Source organism: Gluconacetobacter entanii (genome assembly GCF_013155425.1).
GTDB classification, from domain to species: domain Bacteria; phylum Pseudomonadota; class Alphaproteobacteria; order Acetobacterales; family Acetobacteraceae; genus Novacetimonas; species Novacetimonas entanii.
Genome location: NZ_JABJWD010000047.1, coordinates 58,295 through 73,901, shown reverse-complemented (window position 1 = coordinate 73,901; position 15,607 = coordinate 58,295). Strand labels below are relative to the sequence as shown.

The following is a 15,607-nucleotide window of genomic DNA, read 5'->3' as shown; positions in this document are numbered from 1 at the left end:
GCTTCGGATCGAAAAAGCCCCGGGGAACGCTGCCTTCAGAAATAAGGCGGCGACCGGGGCTTTTGTGGTTTTCAAACGGTTATTTCACACATCCTCCGGCACGTCCCACGTTTCATGCGCGGTGATGACCTGTACCGTGCCGTTGCGGATCGCGGCGGCGGCGACGATGCCGGTCGCGCTCGACCCCGCATCCAGACCCAGCCTGTACCCTTCGGGCCGCAGGTCGCCCGGCGGCTTGCTGGTGCCGTCCGGCGTGGTGGGAATGCGGTGTTCGAACGTGTGGCCGTGCGCCACGAACCACCCGCCCGGCCACGGGTTGGGGGCGGTGTAGAATTCCTCCCGTATCCACAGGGGATTGTCGTCGTCATGGGCATGAAGCGGGTTGTAGCGCCGCGCCCAGGCCACGGGATCGGCCACGGTGGGGTTGATCCCCGCATGCAGCATCAGAAGCGAACCAATGGTGCGGAACGTGGCGATGGGCGGGCGGCCATCCGCGCCGGGTTTCCACCGGGCGATGCCATGATCCAGCACGGATCGCGCCACGTCCGGCGCAAATCCCGCCGCGATCGCGGCCTCCAGCAGCGCGCGGCGCCGGTCCCCATGCGGATGCAGCCATGGCGTCAGCCAGTCCCCGCCCCCCGCGACGAAGATGTCGGGATATTCCGCGTTGAAGATCGGCGCGAACAGCATCTGTTCATGATTGCCCGGCAGCGCGTGAAAGGTGATGTCCGTGCCCGCAAGCCGCCCCGCGCGCGCATATTGCAGCACATCCATCAGGCAGCCGATGCTGTCCGGTCCCCGGTCGATCACATCGCCAAGCGAGGTGCACGTCGCGGTGGGGAAATGCCGTGCGCAGTACTGCCACAGCGCATGCAGGTGCGCGCGTTCGCCATGCACGTCGCCAATGACGAATTCGACATGCCCGTGCGGCAGTGACACGGGGGCGGGCAGGGCCGCGCCGACGCGCAGGGTGATGTGCGGTGGCATGGGCGGCAGTGCATGCATGACGGGCCGTGTTCCTCCTGCTGTGGCGTGCGCGGGATATGGCGCGATCATAACCGATTCGCATCCGGCATTGCATCATGCACGACGTAACGGAACGTCATGTGGTTCAATATGCCCGCATGGAAAGAAAATCCCCCCGCAGATTTCCGGGTCTGCCAATGCGGCGTGCCCTGCGGCATGACGGGCATGTATGGGGGCGGGGTTTCGCGCAATAGTGCCGGTCCGATGACACGCGCGGTCGCGCATTGTCCCGTTCAGTACAGGCGCGCATGGCATTGCGGGGCGTCGCCCGCCACGAAGCGGCAGAGGCGGCATGCGACAGGGTCCACCGCCATGCGCCGTACATGAAAACAGGCGGCACGGAAGGCCCGGCCGCCTGTCGTCATCCACCCTGCGCCTTACGGGCGCGCGTGTGGCGTCATATTCGTCCCATGATCATCAGCACCACCAGAACAAGCACCACAAGTCCCAGCGCACCCGAGGGGTAATAGCCCCATCCCGCGCTGTATGGCCATGTCGGCAGGGCCCCGATCAGCAGGATGACGATGACGACGAGAAGGATGTTGTTCATTGTTCGGACCTTCGGGAAGGGGGCATCGCCACAATATCGTGACCGGGGTCATGGCCGGGGGCAGCGTGGCGACATCGTGGGGCGATAACCCCACATCCGTTGCGAAGTTCCCTGCCATATCGCGGGGACGGGCGGATGTTGTCCGACCGGTCCATGATGCGCACGCTCGGGGGGCGTGCGGGAACTTTGCCCCGTCCCGCCGGTTTGGGGCAGCACAGAGGTTGAGGACAACATTCATGTGCCCAGCATCACTGCCATCGCGTCCCGGACCCGGCCTTGGCATCCCGCCAGAGGCCCCGCCCGACCCGCATCCGGAAGACCACGATCCCACCGCCCCCGGCCCGGGGGAGGAAAACGACGTGCCCGCACCGCTGAAACTGCCCGAACATGACGGGGAGGAGGAGGATGAGGACGACGAGGACGTGGAAACGTGGGACAATGAAGGCGGCGAGGATCCGGAAGGGGAAGAAGACCTGCTTTCCAGCGATCCGGATGATGACCCCGACGGCTATCCCTGGCGCTAGGCGTTGGCGGCTACAGCATCGCCAGCACGACCGGGATCAGCGTTCCTGCCGCCAGCAGGCCGTAATGCAGTTTCTTCTGCCGCGTCTGCGTCAGGCCGATCCACACGCCCAGCACGGTGGAGACGATGAGGCTGGCGGATACAAGGGCGAAGAACCAGCGCAGCAGCAATGTCGGCACGGGCGTGGATTCGGGCGGCCGTGGCCGTGGCGGCCCGCTGTCCCCTGCGGGACGCGGGGGGCCGGGACGCGGCGGTTTCGCGCGGAAGGCCTGTTTCTTGTGCAGTTCGCCCAGTTTTTCGATGATCGGGACGGGAACGTACCCGTTATGGGATTCGTGAAACCCGAAGATCTGGAAAATGCCCGTCAGCGCGAAAAACAGCAGGCTCGGGGCCGCGATCAGGGCCGACCATCCATGCACCCGCCGCACCGTGATGCGCGGCATCAGGTGTGTGCCCCCGGGCGGAAAAATACCGAAATATTGCGCATCTTCACCAGGGCCTGCCCTCGCTGTTCCCATCCCCGATGGATGGTATCCCGTCATTATCCATAAATGAGAACGCTTCGCAACGGGATGGCGAAAATGTCACGAAATGTATAGGGGCGGCGAGGCCGCAGAAGACCCGGGCGGCTTGCTCCGGACCCGGCAGGGAACGCGCTCCCTGCACCCTGATCCGTTTTAAAAGTTCTGGTTTCCAAAGGGTAATACCCTTTGGCGGGGTGCAGGGGCAGCGCCCCTGCGAAAGGATCAGTGGCGGAAGTCCGCAGCACCCGGCAGGTCGGCGGCCGGGGTTGTGGTGGTGCCGATGCCGCCGGGGTCGTTCATCATGCCGCTGGGGCCAAGGCCGGGCGTGTTGTCGCGCGCGGAAATGCCGGTGTCATAGGCGCCGCTGCCATATGTGCTGCTGTTGCCCGTGCCGCCGATATAGCTGTTGGCGCCGGTATTCGCCGTCCCGCCGGTGGGGGTGTTCGTGGCGGGCTGGCCCATGTCGTTCATGCCGCTGGTGCCTGCGCATTCCTTGGCGATCTGGACGCGGTGCAGGGCCTCCATCTTGCCCTTTTCACGGGCCAGCAGGCCCTTGACGTCGCTGCCGGTCATTTCCGACAGCGGCAGCCCCACCATCAGGACCCCCCATGTGTCGGTCTTGCGGGCGCGGTGCTGCTTGTCCGTCAGGGTCTGCAGCACGTCGCCTTCCTTCAGTTCCGCCTCGCCCAACTGCTGGCAGTTCAGGCTGGAATAGGCGGTGTCGGGAATATAGGTGGGCCGGACGCTATCGGGGCTGGCGGCACATCCCGCCAGCAGCACCATACCGCCAAACAGCGGCACGAGCTTGTTCATGATCTTCTCCGTTCATGATGACCCGGCCTTGTCGCATGTCTGGCAATGTGTGGCTATGTAACGGCCTGTGACTTTATGTTACAAACATGGTGGCGACCTTACTCATCGCCAAAGTAATTCTCGCAAACGCCTTTGGCGCATGAGGAATTCAGCAGCACGCCGTCCTTGCTGACCTGCCCCTCGTGGTAGGTATAGGTGCGTTGCACGCCCTTCTGGTGCATGGAGGGCATGCGAATCTCCAGCGTGTCGCCCACGACCTTCGTCTGGACAAGGTCCGAACAGGTGCCAAAGAAATTGGTGTGGTGTTCCTTTTTCTGGCCCACCTGCACGATGGCCACTGTCGCGGGACACAGGGAGCCACCGATGCTCTGTACCAGCACGATATCGCTGTTGCCCATCTGGACGGGCTGCGACAGCATCAGGCCACTGTTGCCCGCAAGGACGGGGTGAAGGGTATGGCCGCGCCATGTGATTTTGTCGTTGCTGACGGCGATGGCGCCGAACCGGGTCTGTGCCTGCTGCGCCTGCGCCACGGTGGAAATCCCCGCCACAAGGGCAAGCCCCAGCAGTGGTCCCGAAAATTTACGCGATAGCCGCAGCATGCACCCAAGATCCTTCATCCGCCCCATGTCCCGTCATCCGGTAGGCCGTCCTGCCCCCCATGGATGCCCGATATTAAGGACCAACCCCCGCACCCGTGCAAGGCGCGGTGGCGCGGCATGGGGAAAACGCCCATAGTGGAGGCGGCACGCGGCGACACGGTGATATTCTGCTGGCCGTAGCACCGCTTCCGGCGGGAGCGCATTGCGGGGTTTTGTAGCAGGCCCCGCCCGCGTGCCACCTGTTTCTGGTGGGGAGGGAGCCTCAGGGGCTTTGCCCCCGAACCCCCACCAAAGGGCATTGCCCTTTGGAAACCATGACTTTTAGACGGATCAGGGTGCAGGGATCGCGATCCCTGCCGGGTCCGGGCGGCGCCCGGGTGTTCCATGCCCCGACTGCGTTACATGTCAGGGATCAGGCAGCCATACGCGTGATGGCCTGGCAGTAGTACAGGAAAGCGAGGCGCAGGGCGCGGTCGTCCGCACCTTCGGTAATCTTGCGCAGGGTCGCGGCGGTGGCGTCGTCGCCGGCCTTCAGGCGGTCGATCTCCTTGATGTCGGACACGGTGATGTCGGCGGGCGTCAGGTCCTGCCCCGGCTTTGCGGCCGACAGGCGGTACTCGATCAGCGCCTGCGACAGGGCCTGCGGCAGGGTGCGGGCGTCGGCGGGGACTTCGTCATCGGACAGGATGTTGTCCAGCGCCGCGTTGAAACGGGTGCGGATTTCGGTTGCGTTCATGTGCGTATGCCCTTTTGTGGCGGTGGTGTGATCGGGTGGCGGCGGTGCGCGCCACGCGGCGGACATGGCGATACCACGTCCACGGCGCGGGGGCTAAGCCATGGGGATGCATGCCGCGCGCGCTTTTACAGCAGGTCGTGCATTTCGCTGCGGATGTCGTTGCATTTGCGCGTCAGCATCCCGGCCTGCGACGCGGTCATGAAATTGATGATGAACGCGCCCAGCAGGGAACCGAACGACAGCCCGATCAGGATCTTGCCCAGAAGGGAGATCGGGTCGTTGTAATGCTGCGCCGAATACCACAGCAGCACGAGGCTGACGACCGATCCCGTCACGCCCATGACACCGGTGGATTTGAGGAGCGAGTCCTCCTCGCTGCTGAAGGCGGCGGCCTCCTTCCACAGCAGGTACATCTTCTGGTCCATCTCGCTGATGCTGCGGTTGTGGGCGTCCTGCGCGTCGGGGTCGTTGTGGCGCGTGGTCTTCTTGTGGCGCTCCAGCTCCTGCTGGGCCTTTTCAAAGACGCGGCGGCGTTCCTTTATGGCCGGAAGGCTGATGTCCACGAAGCTCAGGATCGCCATGTTCATCCCGGCCGAAAGCTGGACGAGCGCCTGATACTCGCCCCATGTCACCCATGTCACCTGAATTGCCGCCCGTCCTGCCTGTTGGGTATCGCACGCACGGGGTTATAGACCACAATCACCCCGCATGGCATCCCCCGTGATGCAGGGCCTCCATCGCGCGGTGTTATGGCTGCGTTTCAGGGTATGGTTCAGGGGGTGGGATCGGGCGGGATCTTGACCGCCATGTCGGCGGGACGGCGCTGCCCGGTGGACAGGATGTCCTCCACCAGGGCGACGGGACGGTATTCGATCTCGCACGCGCCGGCATGGACCAGCGTCTCAAACCGGCTGTAGACACATTCATATTCATGCGTGCCATGCAGGGTGATGCCCACCCCGTCCAGCGACAGCCCCCCGCCGCCATGGGACAGGACCAGCCTGCGGCCATTGTCCAGCGTCCATGCGATGTCCCAGACCTCCGTCCCGCGATGGGTCCAGTCGAACACCCCCTCCAGCCCCGATGACAGGGTGGGCGTGGTCCACTGCACCTGCGCGGTACAGGGGGTGGCGGCCCCTGCGGGGATGTCAAGGAGGGCGTCGCGCACGAACAGCGGTTCCTCCATCACCGCGCAGGCGATCGACAGGGCGTTGATGCCCGCGTCGAACACGCCATGGCCGCCGGGTTTCCAGAACCAGTTGGCGCCGGGGTGCCATTTCTGCACGCTTTCGCGCCATGTGATGCGCATTGCGCGCATGCCGTTGGCCGACAGGATCTGCCGCACCGGGGCGATGGCTGGCGCGCATGCCGCATGCCACGACGTCATCAGCGTGCGCCGTGCGTTGCGCGCCAGGCGGTGCAGGTCCATCGCCTGCGACAGGATGGGCGTGGGCGGTTTTTCCAGCAGCACATGCCACCCCGCCGCCAGTGCCTGCGCCGCCAGCGCGTAATGGGTGGCGGGCGGCGTGCAGATCGCGACCGCATCGACCTCCAGCCCCGACTGGATCAGGGTGGACATCGACGAAAACATCTTCGTCCCCTCCGTCGCGGCCGCCCACCATGTCACCGGCACGGGATTGACGCCCGCGACCAGCGTAAATCCCCGGTGCGCGCGGATGACCGGCACATGCTGCGTGTTGGCGATGGTGCCCGTGCCGATGATCGCGATGCGGATGGGCCGGGGCGTGCGCGATGGCGTGGGGGACGGGGGCGTGGGGGCGGTCATGCGGTCGATCCCTCTACAGGCGGCATGCAGGCCGATGGTCCGGGGGCGCGGCCATGACCTGTCGGGGGTGATGGGGCATCATCATTGCGGCATTGCGCGTCCCTGTCCAGCAGCAACCTGTGCGTGTGGGGGGATTATCGCCACCACCCCGGCGTCACGCCCGCGTGACGGGACCGTGACGCGGCCATGACGGGCACGGGCGGGCATGCGGCGACGGGCGCGGCGGTGGATTTTGGGCTTTTCAATTCCCTGCAACTCCATCACAGTGCGCGCCACGACGGACCTGCACGGTGGCAGGCCGGATGTGCGTAAAAGGATTGCGGACATGAAGAAGACAGGTGGCGTTGTGGCGGTGCTTTCGGTTGTGGCCGCCACGCTGGTTGCGGGGGTATCGCCCGCCCATGCGGTGTCGGAGGCGATGCTGGATTCCCTGTATATCGACCCTGCGGTCCACCTGCCGGCGGCAAGCCCGGCCTTCCCCGAATATGACATCGACGCCGACTGCACCAACGAGTTCGGTGACGAGGTGAAATATGCCTGCGTCTCCGCCGAAAAGGAGAAGGCCGCCGTCCTGCGCGGCGTGTGGGACGAATACAAGGACGCCGACAGGGTCACCTGCCAGCAGCAGGTCACCGCGCAGCGCCATATCCAGTTGTACAAGAACCTCGCCTTCTGCGTGGACCAGCGTCGCTATGACGCCTATGTGCGCCACCACCCCGAGGCGGCGCAGCAGCACTGACGCCAGACATCCAGAAGTCATGGTTTCAGGGGTTCGGAGCAACGCCCCTGAGGCCGTCGGCGCACGCGACACACGGGCGGCTTGCTCCGGACCCGGCAGGGATCACGATCCCTGCCCCCTGATTCGTTTTAAAAGTCATGGTTTCCAAAGGGCAATGCCCTTTGGTGGGGGTGCGGGGGCAAGGCCCCCGGGGCACGGCAGGATCAGTCCGGCATGATATGGCATTCGGCCGTGTTATGGCTGTGGTCGTAATCCACATTGATGTTGTCCCCGTCGCCATGGACCACGCGGTGCGGCCGGGCGAGCAGGGGGGAGAACACGGATTTCGTGGCGTCCCCATCGGCAAGGTGAAGCCCCGCGGCATCGGCGATGCTGTCGGGCAGGTTCCATGTCATCAGCGGTGCGTCGAGGTGCGTGCGCACGGTGTCGTACTGCGCCGGGTGATGGGCGATCCATGAGGGGGAGAGCCACATCAGGAACGGCACGGCATAGGACTGCTTCAGGTCGCCATGCTGCGTATGCCCGGCGGTGCATTCGCTGACGCGGACCCCGTGGTCGGCGACGTGGAACAGCATGTTGTCCCCCGGCAGCGCACGCAGCATGTCGGTAACCTGCGCCAGCACATGGTCGGTATAGGCGATGCTGTTGTCATAATCCGACCCGAAGCGGGCATAGGCGCGGGGGAAGCGGTCGGCCACGAATTCATGGCTGCCGAACACATGCACGATGATGAAGGTGTTGCCGTGCGCGCCCTGCAGGGCATGCGCGACTTCGGGCAGCAGGGCTTCGTCCAGTTTCGGACGGCTCATCATCCCGCCATGCACGGTGGTATAGACGACGTGGCGCGCCTGTTCGGAATAGGCGCCGATCACGCTGTCATACGGGCCAAGGCGGGGATGGTTGCTGATCCACCACGTGTCATACCCGGCGGCGTTGAACAGGGAAATCAGGTCGTGCTGCGTGATGCGTGACGCCAGCACGCGGTCGAACTGCGACAGGATGACCGGCACCGCGCCCACCGTGTAATCGAACGGCGTCACCATGTCGCCAAAGCGCAGGAGCCCGTCCTCGCGCTCCATCTCCGGGGTGTCGGGCACGTGGTAGCCATACATGTGCAGGTGGTCGCGCCGCGCGCTTTCGCCAATCACCAGCACGACGACATGCGGGGGATCGCGGTCGGGCGGGGTGGTGAAGCGCACCGGTTGATGGTTCATCCGCCGCGCCATGTCGGTCACGCGCCGGGTTTCATGCCGCCCGGCAAGGTAGCCCGCAACCAGGTTCCACGGATAGGAATGGTCGTAGAAATCCTCCAGCCCGTAAAACGGGTTGTAATTCACGGCACGGTGGAAATTCTCCTGGTTCAGTTGCATGACCCGCGCGCCCATCGGCACCAGCAGCAGCAGCGTGAACCACCGCACCCATCCCCGCCGTCCCCATCCCGACGCCAGCACCGCCCCGCGTGGCCGCGCGACATACAGGCCCACCGCGCCAAGGCACATCCCCCCCCACAGCAGCAGCCACGGCCAGAATGCATGCAGGTATCCCACGATGACCGGGAAGGAGCAGTAAAACAGCACCAGCCACAACTGCACACCCGGCAGGCGTCCGGTCAGGTGGACATAATACAGCACCATCGGCAGCAGCAGCAGCGCAGGCAGCAGCGCCACGATCACCGCGCGCCGCCGCCCCAGCGCCGCCATCAGCACCATGGCCGTCGCGATACTGCGCACGACGCCATGCAGCGACAGGACCGACGGCGACAGCGCCATGGCGACAAGCAGCCAGAACCAGATGTCAGGGCGGGGCGAGTGCGACAGGAAACGGCGGAAAAAGGCGATTGTCATGGACCCGGAAAGACTGTTTCGCGCAGAACAGCATGCCCCCCGACCCGCAGGCAATGGGTGGGGGAAAGATGAAACGATCTGTAATAGAGCCCGTCACCCATGCGAACCCCTGCGTGATGGCAGGGCAGGCCTCAGGGGCTTTGCCCCCGAACCCGTACCAAAGGGTATTACCCTTTGGAAACCATGACTTTTAAATGAATCAGGGTGCAGGGATCGCGATCCCTGCCGGGTCTGGGCAGAGCCCGGGTGTTCCATGCGCCGACCATTTCAGGGGCTTTGCCCCCGAACCCCCACCAAAGGGTATTACCCTTTGGAAACCATGACTTTTAAACGGATCAGGGTGCAGGGAGCGTGATCCCTGTCGGGTCCGGAGCAAGCCGCCCGGGTGGGGCATGCACCGACTGCGCTACGTGTGGAAGGATCGTCGGGCGGTTCGATCCGTGATATGGGTTGTGGCCGTCCGCGTGGCGTGACACAGGGCATGGAGTGACAATGGCAGACCCGCTTTCCCCGACCCTCCCCGTGATCAGGACGCCGCGCCTTGTGCTGCGGCCGCACCGCCTGTCGGATTTCCATGACTGGCGCGCGATGTTCCTTGATGAAGGCACACGCCGTTTCCTCAGTTCCCCCCGCCCGAGCGAGGAGGAGTCGTGGAACCGCCTGCTGCGCTATATCGGGCACTGGTCGGCGCTGGGTTACGGGCTGTTTGGCGTGTTCGACCGCGCGGACGGGCGGTTCCTGGGCGATGTGGGGCTGGCGGATTTCCACCGTGGGCTGGGCGCGGAATTCGATCGCTGCCCGGAGGTGGCGTGGATCATGACATCCGCCGCCCACGGCAGGGGATACGCGACGGAGGCCGCACGCGCCATCCATGACTGGTTCGCGCGCACCCATGGCCCGCAGCGCACGGTGGCCATCATCGACCCGGACAACCACCCCTCCCTGCGGCTGGCGGCGCGGATGGGATACCGCCCGACGGGGGAGTGTACCTATCGCAACGCATCATGCGTGATGCTGGCGCGTGCGCCGGACGCGGATGTGGCATAGTCGCGCCAGCGCCACCCCGCGCGGGGACGGCAGGTGCATGGCATGAATGATGGAATGGAACGCGCAATGAGCGAACGGCAGACCCCCGAGACGAACTCCCCCGACACGGACCCGCTGGCGGCGATTGCCTTCGTGCCGGATGCGCAGATGCTGCGTATAATCGCGGAGGGCGTCGCAAAGGATGTGCAGCCGGAGCCGCCGCCCCCCGTCGCGCCGCCGCCGCTGGCCATGGAGGCGCTGCGCATGGCGGCGGCGGCGGGCGATACGGAGGCAATGCTCCAGCTTGGGGCCGTCACGGGACGCGCGGGGGACGAACCCGGTGCCGTGGCGTGGTTCCGCAGGGCGGCCGATGCCGGCAATGCGGAGGGCATGTTCTGCGTCGGCCGCGCGTTCCTGCTGGCCGAAGGCGGGTATGCAAAGGACGCCCCCACGGCGAAGGCATGGTACGAACGCGCGGGCGATGCCGGATATGCCGAAGGATACTGGGGCATCGGGGAGATTTATGAGCGTGGCCGCCTTGGGCAGTCCGACCCCGACGCCGCCATTGCGTGGTACACCCGCGCGGCGGAGGCGGGCGATGTGAAGTCGATGCGCGCGGCCGGGGAATGCTGGGATGCGAAGGCCCGCCACGCCACGGACGGCGCAACGCGGCAGGCCGCCCGCGCGCAGGCGCTGCAATGGCTGGGGCGTGCGGCGCTGCATGATGACCTGCCGGCGCTGAACATGCTGGCCGAGGCGTATGAGAACGAGGAGGACGACGGCCTGGTGGAACAGGACCTCGCCGTTGCCATCAGGCTGCGCCAGCGCCTGTTCGCATTGGGGGGGCGGGGGGAGAATACCGCCAACCTCGCCCTTTTCTACGAACTTGGATATGGCTGCCGGGCCAATGCGTCGATGGCATCGCTGCTGTATGTCCTCTCCCTCGATGAGGCCGAGACGGACGAATACGAGGAATTCAGCCTCGATGACCCCGCCCTTGCCCCGCTGCGTGACCGCGCATATTTCGCCGCCCACCGGGAGGAACTGTGCACGCTGATGGGCAAGGGGGAGGACGACCCGTTCAATTTCCTGCTGCGTGGCATCGCACGGCTGAGCGCGGATCAGGACATCGCGCGCGAGTACATGGAAACCCGCTTTTTCCTGCCGCCGCGCAAGGCAGGCTGAACCGGCAGGGCTCTGCCCCCTGATGATTCCGGACGTTCACCGGACGGGCCGGCAGGCGGCACGCTCGCCTGCCGCTTGGAGATCGCGCGGCACCCTGATATGGCGGTGGGGTTGTCCCATTCCCGTTTTCAGGGTCCCCGCCCCATGACCAGCATCGCGCCCGCCCCGTCCGCCACCATTGATGAGACCGCCCTGCCGGTGCGGATCGCGGCGCTGTACTGCTTTACGCCGTTTGACGATCACCTTGCCCTGCGCGCACCGCTGGAGCGCCTGTGCGCGGAACATGGGGTGCGCGGGACGCTGCTGATCGCGGCGGAGGGGATCAACGGCACCATCGCGGGCAGTGACGCGGGCATCGGCCATGTTCTGGCGCACCTGCGTGCGCTGCCGGGATGTGCGGAGATGGATGTCAAGGAAACCCGCGCCGCCAGTGTGCCGTTCCACCGCATGAAGGTACGCCCCAAGCGGGAGATCGTGACGATGGGCGTCCCCGGCATCGACCCGCGCCGCAAGGTCGGGCAGTATGTGGAGGCCGCGCAGTGGAACGACCTGATTTCCGACCCCGACACCATCGTGATCGACACGCGCAATGATTATGAGGTCGCGATCGGCACGTTCGCGGGTGCGATCAACCCGGCCACCCGGTCGTTTCGCGAATTCCCCGACTGGTTCCGGGCGCGGCGCGCGGAACTGCTGTCGCAGGGGCGTGCGCCGAAAATCGCGATGTTCTGCACCGGGGGCATCCGGTGTGAAAAGGCGACGGCCTTTGTCCGCGCCGAAGGGATCGACGATGTGTTCCACCTGCGCGGTGGCATCCTGAAATACCTCGAAACCGTGCCGCAGGCGCGCAGCCTGTGGGAAGGCGAATGCTTCGTCTTTGACCAGCGCGTCAGCGTCACGCACGACCTGCGCCCCGGCACCCATGCGCTGTGCCATGCCTGCCGCATGCCCGTCAGCGTGGCGGACCAGGCCTCCCCCCATTATGTGCCGGGGATAAGCTGTCCCGCCTGCCATGACGAACGCGACGCGGCACAGCGCGCGCGTTACGCCGAACGCGAACGTCAGGCGCACCTGGCGCGGGCGCGCGGGGAAAGCCACCTTGGCGCCATGCCCGCGCGCGGTGGGGACGGGCATGGGAACGGGGGCGATCATGGATGACCCCGCCCGTCCCGGCCCGTGCGAAGGGGGCGCGCATGATACGGGGGTAAGCCTTGCGCCCGTGACGCGCATGGATGCCGATGACCTTGTGGCCTGCAACCTCGCCAGTCGCGATTTCCACGCGCCATGGGTCGCGCCCTTTACCGACCATGACGGCTTTGCGGAGTGGTTCCACCAGGTCGTCACCGGGGCCAATGTCGCACTGGTCGCGCGCCGCGACGACATGGCGGGGCCGGGGGGCGTGGTCGGCGTCCTGACATTGAGCCAGGTGGTCCATGGCACGTTCTGCAGCGCCTATCTGGGCTATTACGCGATGAAGGCGCAGGCGCGGCGCGGGCTGATGACGCAGGCGCTGCGCATGACGGTGCGCCATGCGTTCGACATGATGGGCCTGCACCGGCTGGAGGCCAACATCCAGCCCACCAACCTGCCGTCACTCGCCCTGGTGCGGCGCGTGGGATTCCGGTGTGAGGGGTTTTCCCCGCGTTACCTGTTCATCAACGGCGCATGGCGCGACCATGAACGCTGGGCCATCCTGTCGGATGACCCGGCAGGGCGCGCGGCGTAGTTTTTACAAAAGGGTGAGGGGGTCGAAGCTTTTTGAAAAAAGCTTCACCAAAAACTTCTGGGCCTCTGCGCCCTGTTGTGCGGGCGGGGTTTTGTGACAGGCCCGGCGTGTGTCACGGCCCTACTTGTCGCGTCCGCCCGTGACGTTGATGATGCCCAGGCCGAGCAGGCCGAGCCCGGCGAGGCCTTCGGCCACCATCCATGCCATGGGTCCGATCCCCTCGGCCGTCATGCCGCGCACCAGCACGCCGACGCTGCCGACCATGAGCAGCAGCGAAATGATGGTGCCCCATTTTACAATCTTGCCGCGATCCATCGTGTTCCTGCCTTACGCCTCCGTCGGGCCGTCCCGAAAGCGGGCAACCGGCCATCATCCTATCATCATGCCGCAGGCCGCGTCCAAACCGCCCCGCATCCAGCACATGCCCCGCATCCGCGCCATGCATGCAACCCCGGCACGAGGCCCCGACCCCACGCGGGCGGGCATGAAAAAAGGGCGTGGCCCCGACGCCACGCCCCCGTTTCCGCCCGGCAGGGGCAGGTGTTTCAGCCGGAGACGACCTGATCCGGGGTGAACCATTTGTCATCGCCTGTCTGGTCGGAACGCACGCGCATCTGCCCGTTGTCGATGATCTCCACCACCGTGCCCCGCGCCCCGCTCCATTTGGGGTCCGAGACCGCATCCTTGCGCACCATGACGACGTCACCGTCCCTGAAAGCCATCCTGTCCCTCCTGATCTGTGGCGATTGGTCCCTGCCCCAAGCAAACCTGCCCCCCGGTCCCACGTCAAGAAGCCGTGATCGCATGGCCCCCTGCATCCTGACCTGTCTTTAAGTCGTGGTTTCCAAAGGGCGATGCCCCTTGGTGGGGGTTCGGGGGCAAGGCCCCTGAGCGTGCGGGGCCGCAGGCGCATGGAACACCCGGGTGGCTTCAAGTCTATGAAGTCATGGTTTCCGCAGGTCCATGACCTGTGTCAGTCATGCGCCGGCATGTCGTGCGATGTCTCCTCCGGCGCGGTCTGCTGCGGACGGACCAGCCAGTAGACAATGCCCAGCGACAGGATGGAGGCCGAAAGTGCGAGCATTTCCATGACGTTCACCTCCTTGAGGTCAAGGACGATGAACTTGCGCACGGTCGCCAGCATCCCGATCAGCAGGACGGAGCGCATGCGGATCATGCTGTGGGGCTGCGCATCGGGCAGGACGAGGATCGAATGCTTGAACTCCAGCGCGATCAGCACGGTAAAGAACATGCCGAAGATGCTCTGGATCACTTCGGGACTGGTGGGCGTCATGCCAGCACCCAGCAGCATCTGCCCCACCGCGATCACGACATGCACCAGCGACACCCCCGCGATCACGACAATCAGCAGCGTCAGCACCAGCATGACGCCTTCTTCGAACAGGTCGAACAGGTGGGAAATCCGGAACAGGCCGGGCAGGCGGGTGATCATCGGGCGCATACGCTCCTGCGATATGGGGGAAGGGGACGGCGCGGCCCGCGCCAGTGTCGGGGGCGTATCCTATCACGTCACCCGCGCCCTGTCGCGCCATCGGGGCGGGTGGCCTTGCGCGCGGGCAGGATCGGGTGAAAATATGCACCTCCTCCTGCGGGAGGCCGGACATCGCCCGCCCCTGATCGGACAGGACATCAACCATGCCACCTTCTTCCTCCCCTCCCTGCCCGGAACACCTGCCTGTTTCCCAGAGGCTGAAGGCGCTGCGTGAACGTGCGGGCTACAGTATCCGCGCGCTGGCGCAGGATCTGGGGATGGGCAACAAATTCTCGACCTATTCCTTTTACGAGAGCAAGCAGAAGAAGGAATACCTGCCGGTTGACCTGGTCCGCCGCCTTGTCCCGCTGCTGAGCGAGCGTGGGGACCCGCCGATTTCCGCGGGCGAGGTCTGGGCCCTGTCGGGGGTCATTCCCGGCGGGTCGGACCTGAATGACGGGATCGAACGCGCAGCCCGCGCGCAGGCCCCGCGCCGCAATGCGGACGGGACGGTGACGATCAATGAATACGACATCTCCCCCCATGCCGGCAGCGGCGCGATCGTGGGCGATACCGACAGCGGCGCGGGGGAGGGCCATGCCAGCCTGGCGGCGTGGCACATGCCGCGCGCGTTCGTGGAAAACTATGTCTCCGACCCGTCGGCGCTGGTCATCATCCGGGTTGCGGGCAATTCGATGGAACCGGATTTCATGGCCGGGGACCGTGTGATGGTCGATACCGCGCACCGCGTACCGTCGCCCGACGGGGTGTATGTGCTGTGGAACGGCCTGGGCGTCGTGCTGAAGCAGTTGATGCTGGTGCCCAATTCCGACCCGCCGCGCATCCGCATCATCAGCGTCAACCCGACCTATCCCATGGATGAGGTCGATGCCACGGAACTGGTCATCAATGGCCGCGTCGTGGGCAAGTGGGTGTGGAAATAGGCGGCCCCCCTGCGGGCGTCGGCGTGTGGGGTGCCCGGGCGCTGCCCGGACCCGGCAGGGATCCCGATCCCTGCACCCTGATCTGTTTATA

21 protein-coding genes are annotated in these 15,607 nt (G+C 65.6%); 7 read left to right on the top strand and 14 right to left on the bottom strand.

Going from position 1 to position 15,607, the window contains the following annotated elements:
• Positions 1 to 84 precede the first annotated feature (84 nt).
• The 3 genes from HNH97_RS09080 to HNH97_RS09075 all read right to left on the bottom strand — a co-directional run bounded on the left by HNH97_RS09080 (position 85) and on the right by HNH97_RS09075 (position 1,576).
• The gene (locus HNH97_RS09080; protein WP_171790667.1) at positions 85 to 1,005 is read right to left on the bottom strand and encodes a metallophosphoesterase; all 921 of its coding nucleotides are present in this window, start codon (positions 1,003 to 1,005) and stop codon (positions 85 to 87) included.
• 254 nt (positions 1,006 to 1,259) lie between these two features.
• Positions 1,260 to 1,391, bottom strand: coding sequence for a hypothetical protein (locus HNH97_RS18170; protein WP_265176077.1), 132 nt, complete (start codon positions 1,389 to 1,391; stop codon positions 1,260 to 1,262).
• Positions 1,392 to 1,423: 32 nt separating this feature from the next.
• Positions 1,424 to 1,576: a DUF3309 family protein gene (locus tag HNH97_RS09075; protein ID WP_171790666.1), complete on the bottom strand. Its 153-nt coding sequence runs from the start codon at positions 1,574 to 1,576 to the stop codon at positions 1,424 to 1,426.
• Positions 1,577 to 1,812: 236 nt separating this feature from the next.
• Here HNH97_RS09075 and HNH97_RS09070 point away from each other — a divergent pair, with 236 nt between their 5' ends.
• Entirely contained in the window at positions 1,813 to 2,100 is a 288-nt protein-coding gene (locus HNH97_RS09070; RefSeq protein WP_171790622.1) for a hypothetical protein, read from the top strand.
• A gap of 10 nt (positions 2,101 to 2,110) precedes the next feature.
• On the opposite strand, the gene HNH97_RS09065 is transcribed toward HNH97_RS09070, so the two are convergent.
• The 7 genes from HNH97_RS09065 to HNH97_RS09035 form a co-directional block, all read right to left on the bottom strand.
• The gene (locus HNH97_RS09065) at positions 2,111 to 2,542 is read right to left on the bottom strand and encodes a hypothetical protein (protein ID WP_171790665.1); all 432 of its coding nucleotides are present in this window, start codon (positions 2,540 to 2,542) and stop codon (positions 2,111 to 2,113) included.
• A gap of 303 nt (positions 2,543 to 2,845) precedes the next feature.
• A complete protein-coding gene (locus HNH97_RS17935) occupies positions 2,846 to 3,436 on the bottom strand; it encodes a hypothetical protein (protein WP_244949374.1) in 591 nt (196 codons plus the stop codon).
• Between the two features lie 98 nt (positions 3,437 to 3,534).
• Positions 3,535 to 4,038, bottom strand: coding sequence for a hypothetical protein (locus HNH97_RS09055; RefSeq protein WP_171790664.1), 504 nt, complete (start codon positions 4,036 to 4,038; stop codon positions 3,535 to 3,537).
• Positions 4,039 to 4,450: 412 nt separating this feature from the next.
• Complete coding sequence (locus HNH97_RS09050) at positions 4,451 to 4,840, bottom strand: hypothetical protein (protein WP_110914007.1); 390 nt, start codon at positions 4,838 to 4,840, stop codon at positions 4,451 to 4,453.
• 59 nt (positions 4,841 to 4,899) lie between these two features.
• A complete protein-coding gene (locus HNH97_RS09045) occupies positions 4,900 to 5,406 on the bottom strand; it encodes a hypothetical protein (RefSeq protein WP_110914040.1) in 507 nt (168 codons plus the stop codon).
• Positions 5,407 to 5,546: 140 nt separating this feature from the next.
• Positions 5,547 to 6,560: a Gfo/Idh/MocA family protein gene (locus tag HNH97_RS09040; RefSeq protein WP_171790663.1), complete on the bottom strand. Its 1,014-nt coding sequence runs from the start codon at positions 6,558 to 6,560 to the stop codon at positions 5,547 to 5,549.
• A gap of 81 nt (positions 6,561 to 6,641) precedes the next feature.
• A complete protein-coding gene (locus HNH97_RS09035; RefSeq protein ID WP_171790662.1) occupies positions 6,642 to 6,836 on the bottom strand; it encodes a hypothetical protein in 195 nt (64 codons plus the stop codon).
• Positions 6,837 to 6,885: 49 nt separating this feature from the next.
• Here HNH97_RS09035 and HNH97_RS09030 point away from each other — a divergent pair, with 49 nt between their 5' ends.
• Positions 6,886 to 7,299 (top strand): hypothetical protein, encoded by a 414-nt coding sequence (locus tag HNH97_RS09030; RefSeq protein WP_110914004.1) that lies wholly within the window; start codon positions 6,886 to 6,888, stop codon positions 7,297 to 7,299.
• Positions 7,300 to 7,502: 203 nt separating this feature from the next.
• Here the strand turns inward: HNH97_RS09030 and HNH97_RS09025 are convergent, their stop codons facing one another.
• Positions 7,503 to 9,143: a phosphoethanolamine transferase gene (locus HNH97_RS09025; RefSeq protein WP_171790661.1), complete on the bottom strand. Its 1,641-nt coding sequence runs from the start codon at positions 9,141 to 9,143 to the stop codon at positions 7,503 to 7,505.
• 492 nt (positions 9,144 to 9,635) lie between these two features.
• On the opposite strand from HNH97_RS09025, the gene HNH97_RS09020 reads away from it, so the two are divergent.
• The 4 genes from HNH97_RS09020 to HNH97_RS09005 all read left to right on the top strand — a co-directional run bounded on the left by HNH97_RS09020 (position 9,636) and on the right by HNH97_RS09005 (position 13,080).
• The gene (locus HNH97_RS09020) at positions 9,636 to 10,190 is read left to right on the top strand and encodes a GNAT family N-acetyltransferase (protein WP_110913512.1); all 555 of its coding nucleotides are present in this window, start codon (positions 9,636 to 9,638) and stop codon (positions 10,188 to 10,190) included.
• Between the two features lie 42 nt (positions 10,191 to 10,232).
• A complete protein-coding gene (locus HNH97_RS09015; protein ID WP_171790660.1) occupies positions 10,233 to 11,354 on the top strand; it encodes a tetratricopeptide repeat protein in 1,122 nt (373 codons plus the stop codon).
• A 144-nt stretch (positions 11,355 to 11,498) separates the two neighbouring features.
• Positions 11,499 to 12,512, top strand: a complete 1,014-nt coding sequence (gene trhO / locus HNH97_RS09010; protein WP_171790659.1) for an oxygen-dependent tRNA uridine(34) hydroxylase TrhO — start codon at positions 11,499 to 11,501, stop codon at positions 12,510 to 12,512.
• Entirely contained in the window at positions 12,505 to 13,080 is a 576-nt protein-coding gene (locus tag HNH97_RS09005; RefSeq protein ID WP_110913515.1) for a GNAT family N-acetyltransferase, read from the top strand. Before trhO ends, HNH97_RS09005 begins: the two co-directional genes overlap by 8 nt.
• A 120-nt stretch (positions 13,081 to 13,200) precedes the next feature.
• On the opposite strand, the gene HNH97_RS09000 is transcribed toward HNH97_RS09005, so the two are convergent.
• From HNH97_RS09000 to HNH97_RS08990, 3 genes are all read right to left on the bottom strand, one after another.
• Positions 13,201 to 13,395, bottom strand: coding sequence for a hypothetical protein (locus HNH97_RS09000; protein ID WP_171790658.1), 195 nt, complete (start codon positions 13,393 to 13,395; stop codon positions 13,201 to 13,203).
• Positions 13,396 to 13,625: 230 nt separating this feature from the next.
• Positions 13,626 to 13,802 (bottom strand): hypothetical protein, encoded by a 177-nt coding sequence (locus HNH97_RS08995; RefSeq protein ID WP_167400334.1) that lies wholly within the window; start codon positions 13,800 to 13,802, stop codon positions 13,626 to 13,628.
• A 251-nt stretch (positions 13,803 to 14,053) separates the two neighbouring features.
• Positions 14,054 to 14,533 (bottom strand): phosphate-starvation-inducible PsiE family protein, encoded by a 480-nt coding sequence (locus tag HNH97_RS08990; RefSeq protein ID WP_110913575.1) that lies wholly within the window; start codon positions 14,531 to 14,533, stop codon positions 14,054 to 14,056.
• 203 nt (positions 14,534 to 14,736) lie between these two features.
• Between HNH97_RS08990 and HNH97_RS08985 the strand changes: the two genes are divergently transcribed.
• Positions 14,737 to 15,516 carry a LexA family transcriptional regulator gene (locus tag HNH97_RS08985; RefSeq protein ID WP_171790657.1) on the top strand — a complete coding sequence of 260 codons (780 nt, stop codon included), beginning with the start codon at positions 14,737 to 14,739 and terminating at the stop codon, positions 15,514 to 15,516.
• Positions 15,517 to 15,607 lie beyond the last annotated feature (91 nt).

What these genes read in the sequence shown, in the direction of transcription:
- HNH97_RS09065 (WP_171790665.1), bottom strand. Translation starts at nt 2,542, where the DNA reads ATGCCGCGCATCACGGTGCGGCGGGTGCATGGATGGTCGGCCCTGATC.
- HNH97_RS09055 (WP_171790664.1), bottom strand. Translation starts at nt 4,038, where the DNA reads ATGCTGCGGCTATCGCGTAAATTTTCGGGACCACTGCTGGGGCTTGCC.
- HNH97_RS09005 (WP_110913515.1), top strand. Translation starts at nt 12,505, where the DNA reads ATGGATGACCCCGCCCGTCCCGGCCCGTGCGAAGGGGGCGCGCATGAT.
- HNH97_RS09015 (WP_171790660.1), top strand. Translation starts at nt 10,233, where the DNA reads ATGAATGATGGAATGGAACGCGCAATGAGCGAACGGCAGACCCCCGAG.
- HNH97_RS09075 (WP_171790666.1), bottom strand. Translation starts at nt 1,576, where the DNA reads ATGAACAACATCCTTCTCGTCGTCATCGTCATCCTGCTGATCGGGGCC.
- HNH97_RS09080 (WP_171790667.1), bottom strand. Translation starts at nt 1,005, where the DNA reads ATGCATGCACTGCCGCCCATGCCACCGCACATCACCCTGCGCGTCGGC.
- HNH97_RS09040 (WP_171790663.1), bottom strand. Translation starts at nt 6,560, where the DNA reads ATGACCGCCCCCACGCCCCCGTCCCCCACGCCATCGCGCACGCCCCGG.
- HNH97_RS08995 (WP_167400334.1), bottom strand. Translation starts at nt 13,802, where the DNA reads ATGGCTTTCAGGGACGGTGACGTCGTCATGGTGCGCAAGGATGCGGTC.
- HNH97_RS08985 (WP_171790657.1), top strand. Translation starts at nt 14,737, where the DNA reads ATGCCACCTTCTTCCTCCCCTCCCTGCCCGGAACACCTGCCTGTTTCC.
- trhO (WP_171790659.1), top strand. Translation starts at nt 11,499, where the DNA reads ATGACCAGCATCGCGCCCGCCCCGTCCGCCACCATTGATGAGACCGCC.
- HNH97_RS08990 (WP_110913575.1), bottom strand. Translation starts at nt 14,533, where the DNA reads ATGATCACCCGCCTGCCCGGCCTGTTCCGGATTTCCCACCTGTTCGAC.
- HNH97_RS09000 (WP_171790658.1), bottom strand. Translation starts at nt 13,395, where the DNA reads ATGGATCGCGGCAAGATTGTAAAATGGGGCACCATCATTTCGCTGCTG.
- HNH97_RS09030 (WP_110914004.1), top strand. Translation starts at nt 6,886, where the DNA reads ATGAAGAAGACAGGTGGCGTTGTGGCGGTGCTTTCGGTTGTGGCCGCC.
- HNH97_RS09025 (WP_171790661.1), bottom strand. Translation starts at nt 9,143, where the DNA reads ATGACAATCGCCTTTTTCCGCCGTTTCCTGTCGCACTCGCCCCGCCCT.
- HNH97_RS09020 (WP_110913512.1), top strand. Translation starts at nt 9,636, where the DNA reads ATGGCAGACCCGCTTTCCCCGACCCTCCCCGTGATCAGGACGCCGCGC.
- HNH97_RS09070 (WP_171790622.1), top strand. Translation starts at nt 1,813, where the DNA reads ATGTGCCCAGCATCACTGCCATCGCGTCCCGGACCCGGCCTTGGCATC.
- HNH97_RS18170 (WP_265176077.1), bottom strand. Translation starts at nt 1,391, where the DNA reads ATGACGACAGGCGGCCGGGCCTTCCGTGCCGCCTGTTTTCATGTACGG.
- HNH97_RS17935 (WP_244949374.1), bottom strand. Translation starts at nt 3,436, where the DNA reads ATGAACAAGCTCGTGCCGCTGTTTGGCGGTATGGTGCTGCTGGCGGGA.
- HNH97_RS09050 (WP_110914007.1), bottom strand. Translation starts at nt 4,840, where the DNA reads ATGTCCGCCGCGTGGCGCGCACCGCCGCCACCCGATCACACCACCGCC.